This is a genomic window from Clostridium sp. TJA085, from assembly GCF_058310235.1.
Genome location: NZ_JBZEEZ010000007.1, coordinates 69,598 through 76,198, shown reverse-complemented (window position 1 = coordinate 76,198; position 6,601 = coordinate 69,598). Strand labels below are relative to the sequence as shown.

The 6,601-nt window shown below is 25.9% G+C and carries 8 protein-coding genes; 1 reads left to right on the top strand and 7 read right to left on the bottom strand.

All coding sequences use genetic code 11. The annotated features are described in order from the left end of the window. Positions 1 to 11: 11 nt before the first annotated feature. The 6 genes from AC4FQW_RS13045 to AC4FQW_RS13020 form a co-directional block, all read right to left on the bottom strand. Positions 12 to 200, bottom strand: a complete 189-nt coding sequence (locus AC4FQW_RS13045) for a hypothetical protein (protein ID WP_491149499.1) — start codon at positions 198 to 200, stop codon at positions 12 to 14. An 839-nt stretch (positions 201 to 1,039) separates the two neighbouring features. Further along, a complete protein-coding gene (locus tag AC4FQW_RS13040) occupies positions 1,040 to 1,414 on the bottom strand; it encodes a DUF956 family protein (RefSeq protein WP_491149498.1) in 375 nt (124 codons plus the stop codon). A gap of 270 nt (positions 1,415 to 1,684) precedes the next feature. Next, complete coding sequence (locus AC4FQW_RS13035) at positions 1,685 to 2,596, bottom strand: PTS system mannose/fructose/sorbose family transporter subunit IID (RefSeq protein ID WP_491149496.1); 912 nt, start codon at positions 2,594 to 2,596, stop codon at positions 1,685 to 1,687. Positions 2,597 to 2,615: 19 nt separating this feature from the next. After that, positions 2,616 to 3,419 carry a mannose/fructose/sorbose family PTS transporter subunit IIC gene (locus AC4FQW_RS13030; RefSeq protein ID WP_287569974.1) on the bottom strand — a complete coding sequence of 268 codons (804 nt, stop codon included), beginning with the start codon at positions 3,417 to 3,419 and terminating at the stop codon, positions 2,616 to 2,618. 36 nt (positions 3,420 to 3,455) lie between these two features. Then, positions 3,456 to 4,433, bottom strand: a complete 978-nt coding sequence (locus tag AC4FQW_RS13025) for a mannose/fructose/sorbose PTS transporter subunit IIA (protein WP_287569977.1) — start codon at positions 4,431 to 4,433, stop codon at positions 3,456 to 3,458. Between the two features lie 749 nt (positions 4,434 to 5,182). After that, positions 5,183 to 5,365 carry a hypothetical protein gene (locus AC4FQW_RS13020; protein ID WP_491149493.1) on the bottom strand — a complete coding sequence of 61 codons (183 nt, stop codon included), beginning with the start codon at positions 5,363 to 5,365 and terminating at the stop codon, positions 5,183 to 5,185. Positions 5,366 to 5,537: 172 nt separating this feature from the next. Here AC4FQW_RS13020 and AC4FQW_RS13015 point away from each other — a divergent pair, with 172 nt between their 5' ends. Beyond that, positions 5,538 to 5,693, top strand: coding sequence for a hypothetical protein (locus tag AC4FQW_RS13015; protein ID WP_491149492.1), 156 nt, complete (start codon positions 5,538 to 5,540; stop codon positions 5,691 to 5,693). 43 nt (positions 5,694 to 5,736) lie between these two features. Here the strand turns inward: AC4FQW_RS13015 and AC4FQW_RS13010 are convergent, their stop codons facing one another. Continuing rightward, complete coding sequence (locus tag AC4FQW_RS13010) at positions 5,737 to 6,333, bottom strand: FMN-dependent NADH-azoreductase (RefSeq protein ID WP_491149490.1); 597 nt, start codon at positions 6,331 to 6,333, stop codon at positions 5,737 to 5,739. Positions 6,334 to 6,601 lie beyond the last annotated feature (268 nt).

Genomic DNA, 6,601 nt, shown 5'->3' with positions numbered 1-6,601 from the left:
TAATCTCGCTCTTAAAACTTACTTGTAAAAAGAATTGCTGGTTCTAAATGTATTTCTATATTCTGTTCAATTTTCAAAGACCATTTTATCTCGTCGCCCTCAAGCGACTTGTTTATCTTATCATATGCATCGAACAATGTCAATAGTTTTTTTATTTTTTTAATAAAACTATTTTTATCTTTCGATATTTCGTTCGGCACATCCGATGTATGTAATTATATATACTTTTTTGTAACTTTTTACTTAAAATTATGTTCAAAAATAAGTTTATTATTATTATATTCATTTTTTCTTACTTTTTCTTTATTTTTCATGTATTGATATACTAGGCTAAGTTTTCTATAAATATACATCTTTATTAAACTTATTTGTAATTTTATACCTTTCTTTACATCGAAATATGCATTATAAATTCTTTATTCAGTAATTAGTTTATCTTATCTATAAGTACATATCTAACTTAAATATTCAAGTTACTTAAATTTATATTAATTAATATTTATAAAAGTATACATGAAATATAAAATTTAAGCTTTTATTAAATAATTTTTATAATTACTAAAAATCTTTTAAATATAAAATTATATGTATAAATTTTATTTAGATAATTATACCTTTAATGATATATAAATATAAAATATTATAAAAACTTATCTAAGATACTCTCATTATAATATTTTATATTTATAGTACTAAAAGGTATAACTTCTTATTTATAAAGCTTATTAATAATTTTTATTACTATAATAATTATAAAATAATGTTTATTTAATTATTATCTTATAATTTAAATAATAATCTTCTTACTATTAATACTAAATTTATCTTATAAATACAAAAGCGCTTCTCACCCTCAGAAACGCCTTGCTTTTGTATTCGTAATACACTTTTATATAAAATATTTTTTAATTATATTTCAAAAATAATTGTAATAAGATTATATTATTAAATTTAATATCATTATATAATGTATATTTATATATTATAGTTTTTCATTTTGTATAAACCTTATATTATACTAAGTACAAACTATTTAATATTATTTTTTATTAAATATTGATTTTACAGATCTTTTTAAAACATCAAAAAAGCTTAATGACTTAACTATATGATTTGGATCAATATATTCTCTAATAGCACGAAGTACTTTCTTTGGATCTTTAGATGAAAAGGAATATGTACCATTTTTCTTAGTTTGAATTGCATATCGTGGAATCCACTTTCCCTTAAATATTACAGATACAATAACATAATCAACTTCTTCCCAAGGAATTTGAATAAATTTTCTAATATCACGAGAATTATAAAATTCAAAACCTTTATCACCAATCATTATTTGCCCATAATCAGTCAAGCCTGTAAAAGCTGTTGCATCAATTACTAAATCTACCTTTGTATTTATTGATTTAACCATATCTTTACCTCTTTTCACTTAGTATATATATCTTTTTATAATTATGTATTTATTCAAATAATTAAAAATCACTTACAAAAACCAGTAATTTTATTGTTAATTAATTTATAAACTTATCTAATTATTTAATTTAAATTATAAGTTAAATAATGCTTTTTTTAATTTCATAATATCATAAAAGTTATCATTCTAAAATTAACTTTAAATTATTTATGTAAAAAGCCTAGGCTAAGTAAAAAATATTACACTAACCCAGGCTAAGTAAAAATATTACATTAAACCTATTAAGTGGAAAACAATTCCGATTACGAATAAAGCAAGAATAATAACAATTGGAGATACTTTTTTCTTAAGTAACCACATGCAAAGAAGTGTTAATAATAATCCTGCAAGTCCAGGTATTAATGAATCTAAGTTACTTTGTAATGTTGTAACTTTATCAGTAGTTAATGATAAACCAGCTGATTGTTGAATTAACGCTTCTTTTATACCTTCTGCTCCAGCTGGAAGGTTAGCCCAATCTATGAAAGCACCTTTACTTAACTGAACAGATGATATTACTGGTGTGAACTTAATAGATACCCATCTATTAACTAATGATCCTAAGATGAACATACCAAGTATAGATGCACCTTTTGTAATATCTTGTAATAAGTTACCTGATAAATCTTCTGTAATACGAGAACCAGCTTTATATCCAAGCTCTTGTGTATACCAAGTAAATGCCATACGTATGATATTCCAAGCAAAGAAGAATATAATAGGTCCAAGAATATTACCTGCCATAGCAAGTGAAGCACCTAATGCTCCTAATATAGGTCTAACAGTAAACCAGAAAACTGGATCTCCAATACCTGCTAAAGGTCCCATCATACCAACTTTAACACCTTGAATAGTTACATCATCCACAGGTGATCCATTTGCACGATCTTCTTCTAATGCTAATGTTACCCCAATAATAGGTGAAGCTACATATGGGTGAGTATTAAAGAATTCTAAGTGACGTGTTAATGCAGCTGATCTTTCTTCTTTAGTTTTATATAATTTTTTGATTGCTGGAATTAATGAAAATGCCCAACCACCGTTTTGCATTCTTTCATAGTTCCAAGATCCTTGAATGAAAGTTGAACGCCACCAAATAGAAAGACGATCTTTTTTTGTTAACTTTAATTTTTTTTCCATTTTCGTCTTCTCTCCCTTCCTAATAATTATCGATAATATCGCCTATTGGATCTCCTGTATTTGATCCGCCATTACCTGAACCGCCTTTTTTGCTAAGTGCTAAGTAAATAAGAGCTATAGATACACCGATTGCACCTAATCCCATAAGTGTAATTTGAGGAATAGTTGCTAATACAAAACCAATTGCAAAGAATGGCCATACTTCTTTTGTTGCCATCATGTTGATTACCATTGCATAACCAACAGCTACAACCATTCCACCACCTACTGCTAAACCGTCTGTTAACCAAGCTGGCATAGCGTTAAGTAATGCACTAATAGGACCAGAACCAATTAATAAAATTAATGCTGCTGGAAGAGCTATACGTATACCTTGCATACAAATAGCAATGATTTGCCACATTTCAACTTTTCTAATATTTCCTTCTTTTGCAGCCGCATCCATAAAGTGTACGAATGCTGTTGCAATTGTACGACAAATAATTGTTAATAATAATCCTGCAACTGCTAATGGAATTGCTATAGCTATAGCTGCATCAATTCCAGCTCTACCTTGACCACCAAGAACTAAAATAATTGCAGCTGCGACAGATGCTAATGCAGCATCAGGCGCTACCGCAGCACCTATATTTGCCCAACCTAAAGCAATCATTTGTAAACTACCACCTAATATTAAACATGGTATTAAGTTACCTGTAACTAGACCAATTAAAGTACACGCAACTAGAGGTTGATGAAATTGGAATTCATCTAGGATTCCTCCCATCCCAGCTAAAAACGCAACAATAATAACTAATATTATTTGAATTATATTTAGATCCACTATGTAATCCTCCTTTTTTTATTAAAATAAATATACTTATTTTAATTTATTTAATTCATCTTGTGCTTTTTTAAGAATTTCGTCCATATTTCCTTTTGAATCATTTGGAACTTTACGAACATCAAAATTCAATCCAGCTTTTTTAAGTTTTTCAAAAGTATCAATATCTTCTTGACTAAAAGCAAGAACTTTATTTGGTTGAACTTTACCAGCAGAGTGAGCCATAGATCCAACATTAACTGTCTTTATAGGTACTCCACCTTCTACTGCTCTAAGTAAATCTTCTGGATTTTCAAAAAGAAGCATCGCACGTTGTCCTCCAAAATGCTGATCATCTTTTGCAAGCTTAATCATTTGATTAATAGGAACAACATGAGCTTTAACTCCTGGAGGAGCAGCTTGTTGAATTAATTTCTTACGAAGTTCATCTCTAGCTACTGCATCTGATACAACAATAATTCTTGTTGGTTGTGTAGTTTTTGTCCAAGCAGTTGCTACTTGACCATGTAGTAAACGAGAATCAATACGAGCTAAAACGTATTCAAATGATCCAGGTGTACCCGCATTAGACTGCTTAACTGAACCTGAATTTTGTTTATCATCATTAGCTGGTTCTAATGCTTCTGGTTTAACCTTAACCCCTTCTTTAGCTGAGCTTATAATGCTAGCTGCAATTTCTTGTGCAGATTCCATTGAAAGACGTGCTCCATAAGCTTCAATAACCATTGGTAAATTCATACCAGCAACAATTGCCCATTTATCTTTATGTTCTTCAAATAGACTATTTGCTTGGTTAAATGGCGTACCGCCCCAAAGATCAACTAAGAATAAAACCTCATCTTGGCTGTCAAAGGATGCAATTGCATCTTTCATTTTTGCTTTAATGTCATCAGGACCTTCACTCGGCATCAAAGTAACAGCTTGCACGTTTTTTTGTTCTCCAAAAATCATTGAACCTGATTGTAAGATGCCTTTAGCAAAATCACCGTGACTAGCAAGAATAATTCCTACCATATGTATACCTCCTATTTTTTATTTGTTACGATAAAATTTATAAATAAGTTCTTTTTAAAATAAATTGTAACCAAAATAATTATTATAAATTTTTATACATTAACCTTTCTTGAACAATTTATAATGTTCACTTATTTATTTAGCAATTATCGTGCCAAATTTTTGTATTAATAAGTATCAAAATCTTGTTAAGTGTGTAATTTAAAGGTTTACGCATTATTTTTTAATATTAAACTTTTTTTATTTAATACACTTAAATACTTTTTTAATACTATTTTATTTTGGCTTAAACTTATTTTGATATACTTATATAGAAATTTAATTAAATACTATATTTTTTACTATTTATCATCATATCTAATATATTAAACATATTTATTTGACTTAATTGTAGATTTACTTAATATGTTTTTAAAAATTTAATGTATTAAATCTAATTATAATAGTCATAAAAAATCATAATATAAATAATATCTAAAATTTATAATATTATAATAAGTTTATATATTTAATTATCTTTTTGTAATACACTTAACCTCTAAAACAATACACTTCTTTTAAGTATTTAAACTGTATTAAATAGCAATAAAAAAATTATAATCTACAATATATAGTTAATAATTTTTCAAAAGTATATCTTATAAGTTTTATGTAAAAAATATTCAATCTTTAGTATTATAAAAAATCTCTAATATTATTATTTAATATTAGGGATTTTTTATTTATAAATTACAAGATAATTTATTAAATTACTTAATTTCTTCTATTAACTTATTTAATTTATTTTGAACTAGCCATAACTTTTTCTGTTGTCTATTATACGCCACAACTTTCTTTCGATTGTTTTTATTTTCTTCTATTAAATTAATATATTTTTCATCAGCAATTTTAAATGCATCTTTAATAGTTAAAAGTTCTTCTCTTGTAAACATACATGCATCCTCCAAACTTATTAAAATTTATGTTGATATTATATCATATATAATATCAATACAAATCTTAATTATTGCTATATGTAATATTAAGAAAATTAAATAACCTTTTATTTCTTAATATAATTTTCTTTATTTCTTCATAACATAATGTTGAAAGAGGTGATATTTTATGAATAGTAAACATAAAAGAGAATACACTAAAGAAAACTATTTATCTAATGGCCATAAAACTCAGAATCAATGGTCAAAAAATAAATTTACAACAACTACTAAAGAACCTGGCATAAACGAAAGTGGTATAGACGCTAAAAAAAATGGATTCTAAACAAAAAATAGTATCTCTAAAGAGATACTATTTTTATAATTAATTAAAAGCTTTTAGCTACCTCTCTTGCTTTATTTTTACCTTCTAATATTTTTTCTTCAATATCAATTCCTAAAACATCAAGATTTTCCATAGCTATTGTTTGAATATCTTTTATTCCAAGAAATCCAAGTATTGTTCTTAAATATCTATCTCCCATTTCATATGGTGAATTAAAATACTCCCCACCTCTTGAAACTATATGTATAGCCTTTTTATTTTTTAACAATCCTATTGGTCCCTCTTCAGTATACTTAAATGTAATTCCAGAAACACTAATATAGTCTATATACGCCTTTAATATAGCAGGTATACTTAAATTCCACATTGGAGCTGCAATTACATATTTATCAGCATCTTTAAATTGATAAGAATATTTTAATAAAGACTCTTTTTCTTTATTTTCATCCTTTACTCCAAATAATTTTTCTAAATCTTTTAATTGTAAGAATTCTATATTTTCTTTATACAAATCTAATGTGATTATTTCATCATTTGGATTATTATTTTTATATTCTTCTATAAAATAATCAGATACTTTAAAGGTTCTTGATTCTCCCTCTGGTTTATTATTTGCTTTAATATATAAAACTTTACTCAATTTATTACCTCCCTTTTTATATAAATGTACTCATATATAAATATTCTCATTCTTTATAATTTTTATTATTACAAACTTTAATTACTATATAAAATTTCTTTAAAGTTGAAATAAATTCTTATCTAAATTTTTTATAAAGTAAAAGGATTTTAAATAATTTAAGATAAAATTATTTAAAATCCTTTCCTTAACACTTGTGTTAAATAATTATTACGCAAATTTAGTCACATAAACTAATTGCTTTTTCATAAAATCTTTATATTGCTAT